Origin of the sequence: Porphyromonas sp. HMSC065F10 (assembly GCF_001808555.1) — a bacterium.
Taxonomy (GTDB): domain Bacteria; phylum Bacteroidota; class Bacteroidia; order Bacteroidales; family Porphyromonadaceae; genus Porphyromonas_A.
Window position 1 is genome coordinate 63,277 of record NZ_KV793748.1, and the last position, 3,772, is coordinate 67,048.

Sequence of the window (3,772 nt, forward strand, 5' to 3'; positions counted from 1 at the left end):
ACAACGTGTCATCTCTACCTTACAATTTTGGGGTTTTTGGCCATTTTCCCCCTCGGGGATGACCCATTTAATTGGCTTCTCTGCCACTTAAGTACTTCGTCCTCAGCGATATGCTCCCGCCTGCCGATCCCGCAGGGGCGAAGCCCCGGAGGGATCATCGCTTTTTAGCCCGCGTGTCGAGGCACGAAGTGCCGAAGACCGCGGGGAAAGGATGCCTTTTATTAACCTACGACCCCGCCAGGGTGTCGCACTTCCGGTTCGGCAACCAGTACGACACCTTAGCGGGGTCGGGATCGTTATCGATGCCTGATCCACGGGTCTTCGGGGCTACGCCCCTCGACCACGTGGATAGGAAGCTGGCACCCGCAAGGGATGCTTCTCTTCACGATGAGACGAAGGGCATCTGTGCCACTCAGGTGCGTCACCCCTGATGCAACTCCTATTTACCCGCTTCAGGGCAGAGAAGGGTGGTGATCCGGGCGTGGAGCCGGAGGTACTCGTCGGGCGTGAGACGGCGGGAAGCGGTGATACCGCTGTAGCCACCATAGTTCATCGCCCAATTATTGACATTACGTACCGGGCCAAATCGCTCCACAAAGCTCTGCCCCTCGATCGTGGCACCAGCAGTCTCCGCCTGCTCCCGAGCGGGATGCTCGTAGGTCTCGAGGAGCGCAATCTCTCTCTCGTACTTCAGGATCTCTGCGTGGCGATCGTCTGCCAGTCGCTTCTGCACCTGGAGTGCCTCGGGCCAGAGGCAGAGGGACCAGAGTCTCTCTCGCAGGTCCGCGAGCAGCATCCGCTCCATGAGAGACCCTCGCGGGAGAGTCGAGAGGATGATGGGGGTATGGAGCCGAAAGTAGTCGGCTGTGAGGTCCTCCTTGCCCAGCATCTCCGCCCACTCCCTCAGCGGACCCGGCTCTCGCATGGCGATCAGCCGGTCGATCGCCTCCACCCTCCGGGAGGGATAGGTGGCGAGCGCCCAGGCAGCGAGACGCTTGGTCTCAGCGGGGTACCTTTTCCCCTCCAGCACCTGCTCAAGGTGTCTCTGTGCAGCCAGTGTATCGCCCCGGAGGTGAGCCAGAGAGTATGCCATCGCTGCATCGGGGTTGGTCTTGATCAGCCGACTCAGGAGCACTGTGTCCCCCACGAGGGCAGCCGCCATCATCGCCCTATGTGGGTCCTCGGAGTCCAGCGCCCGCTCAGGATGACCGGTCACAAGGGCCACCCGCTCCAGCAGGTGAGGGTCACCGAGGGCAAGAGCGGTGGCGTAGAGCTTGTCGCCCTCACCCTGAGGGAGAGGGGGGAGGGGGTAAAGGAGTAGAGGTGTGTCGGTCGTCAGGGGTCTCCGACTCTCTTGAAAGAGATCCGCAAGGGTCTGCCGGAGGTAGGTCGTGGCATTGAGTCGCTCGACACGATGTAGCAGAGAGCAGGCGGGGAGTAGGACGATAAGGAGAAGCGCGGCAGCGTGTGCCGGGTGGAGCGGTAGCGAGGAGTGGTCCACAGGCTCGGCTACTGATTGAGCACTAAGCTAAGCCGCCGCGTCACCTCGTCAGCAACGCCCTCGGGGAAGTGGATCCCGCGGCGATGGATGCTGGTCACCCAGCCCGCCACATCAGCATCCTCGAGCGTCTCAAGGACATCGCGGAACTCCTGCGTCTCCATCTCGGTGTAGAGCCCGGCAGCTCGTCCGCGGAAGCGATCCAGCTCCTCATCCTCATAGTAGAGGATCATCGGTCGTCGCTTGCCCTGCAGCTTAGGGTCGATAGGGGTGGTGCAGCCGGTGGCACAGGCGAGACATCCGCCCCCACAGTCGGCTGCCACGGCAGCATCAGGCGCCTGACCGCCATTGCGGCGGATCATACGGATCAGCTGCCGGATGAGAAATCCGACAGCGACAGCCAATATCAGGAGAGTGATGATCGTAGACATAACCGAGGTACTTTCTTTTACACAAAGATACTACTTTAAGGGCTTAGGCAAAAGGTAATGCGTCAAAGCATCAGGGGTTACGCATTGGAGCATTAGGATAATCATATACCAAGGGGGGGCACATCCGGGAGGCACCCGAAGGGTGCTCGCTCCATAGGCATCGGTCATCCGCGAAGGAGTGACCGATGTGCCGCCCCCTACCCCCTCGACCCCTTGTGGGTCGCCGTGCAGACAACCCCTCTCTCGGCGACCCGCAAGGGGTCGTGGCATTATGCATACGCTTATACTTATACAACTTGTAGTATAAACTACGAATAGGTAATACTATATGTGACTTGATTATCATCTTCCATAGCAAAACAATCAAGAGAAAGGGCTGGCTCGTGATGAGTCGACCCTCTTAATATATTACCAATACCTCGCTTTGAGATATTCAATTAAGGCAATATAATCTTTTCTCGTATATAAGGGCAAAAATAAATCTTCCGGGTCAACTATGGAATATTTGCTCTGGTCATTCAACATGCTTCTCCATGTTTCTTCCATGCTTTTACCAGATACTTTGTATTTACACGACAACAGTGCCTTGTTAGCTTTTGGTACAATGTGAATATGCCAGTAGTCATCAGCCTTGATACATTCAGTATCCTTATGCCTAATGACTTGCTCAGCCCAAAGTGTTTGCCTCATAAGTTGATAGAATGGCTCTTGGTAGTATACACTACCTTCATATACGTCAAGACTCACAAGTTGAACTGAATCGTCAATCAACTGATTATATCTTCTTTGTCGTTCTAATCCCTTTTGACTCATATCACCCTCAGCAGATTTGTCAAAGGTCGGATATGACTCCGTATATTTCCACTCGATCGGAACCATTATCGTTTTGCCTGACTGATGCTTGGCCATTATCAAAGCATCAACAGATGTACATTTTGCTCCACGCGTAGAACATCTCTCATTTAGGTGGTCACTACTGCTTACTACCTCAATGGATATATAGGCAGGGTGTTTGTCGCAACTAATAGGAAGGACTTCCGTAAACTCATTACGAATGCCATTGACTAAGGCAAGCACAGCCTGTGGGTCGTGCATAATTGGTATAAGATGATTGAGACAAGCAATCTGCGAGGACAGAGTATGACCGGATGGTTCCTTACCTCCCCACCAATGAATATGGTTGTCGGTAAAATAGGCCTTAACCTTTTCGCGGATGGGAGCATAAAGGTTCGCTTCAGGTTCTTGCAGAACAAAGGGTCGTGGCTTATCCCCAAATCTGCCACCACCAGCTACCGAGTTGAATACCTTCTCCTCTTCAATGAGCACTTCTTGGCGGGCGTATTGTTGATTCTTATAGTTCATAACAGATTCTTCTGAGATTAGTTTAACCAGTTTTCCTTGATGAATGCAATTATTTTATCTCTCCGTCCAATAATTTGGGCTTCTGTCGTTCCCTGAAAATGGTCGACTTATTTTTTGCTGAAACGAATGTCGGTTGACATCATTTTGTCGTAAAAAAATAGAATGAGTTGTCTTGGCTTTTCAAAGATACTGATTGTAGTTGACTCTGGTAATGTGGGGTGGTTTTTCGTGGTATACCCCGGGCTTGTTGGCTAATCGGACGAGTCGGACAGGGCGGACAAGTCGGACGCCCTCCACCAAAGGCTGTTGATTATGCACTTCGTGCAATAGCCTCATAATAGTGTGGTCCGCTCGACCACTTGACTCATCCGACCCCCTCAGTGAGTCCTCAGGCACAGGAGTCAACATTATCGGCACAGGGCTGACGAATTTGATCTTTACCGCTATACAGAGGAGATCTGCGGCGGGAGATTCCTCTCCT

At 53.4% G+C, this 3,772-nt stretch carries 4 protein-coding genes; 1 reads left to right on the forward strand and 3 read right to left on the reverse strand.

Annotated elements, in window-relative coordinates:
• Positions 1–302 precede the first annotated feature (302 nt).
• Positions 303–431, forward strand: coding sequence for a hypothetical protein (locus HMPREF2890_RS09320; RefSeq protein WP_256387628.1), 129 nt, complete (start codon positions 303–305; stop codon positions 429–431).
• A gap of 8 nt (positions 432–439) precedes the next feature.
• Here the strand turns inward: HMPREF2890_RS09320 and HMPREF2890_RS01310 are convergent, their stop codons facing one another.
• The 3 genes from HMPREF2890_RS01310 to HMPREF2890_RS01320 form a co-directional block, all read right to left on the reverse strand.
• A complete protein-coding gene (locus HMPREF2890_RS01310; RefSeq protein ID WP_070464248.1) occupies positions 440–1,501 on the reverse strand; it encodes a hypothetical protein in 1,062 nt (353 codons plus the stop codon).
• A gap of 8 nt (positions 1,502–1,509) precedes the next feature.
• Positions 1,510–1,929, reverse strand: coding sequence for a FeoB-associated Cys-rich membrane protein (locus tag HMPREF2890_RS01315; protein WP_070464250.1), 420 nt, complete (start codon positions 1,927–1,929; stop codon positions 1,510–1,512).
• A gap of 408 nt (positions 1,930–2,337) precedes the next feature.
• The gene (locus tag HMPREF2890_RS01320) at positions 2,338–3,291 is read right to left on the reverse strand and encodes a PGN_0703 family putative restriction endonuclease (RefSeq protein ID WP_070464253.1); all 954 of its coding nucleotides are present in this window, start codon (positions 3,289–3,291) and stop codon (positions 2,338–2,340) included.
• Positions 3,292–3,772 lie beyond the last annotated feature (481 nt).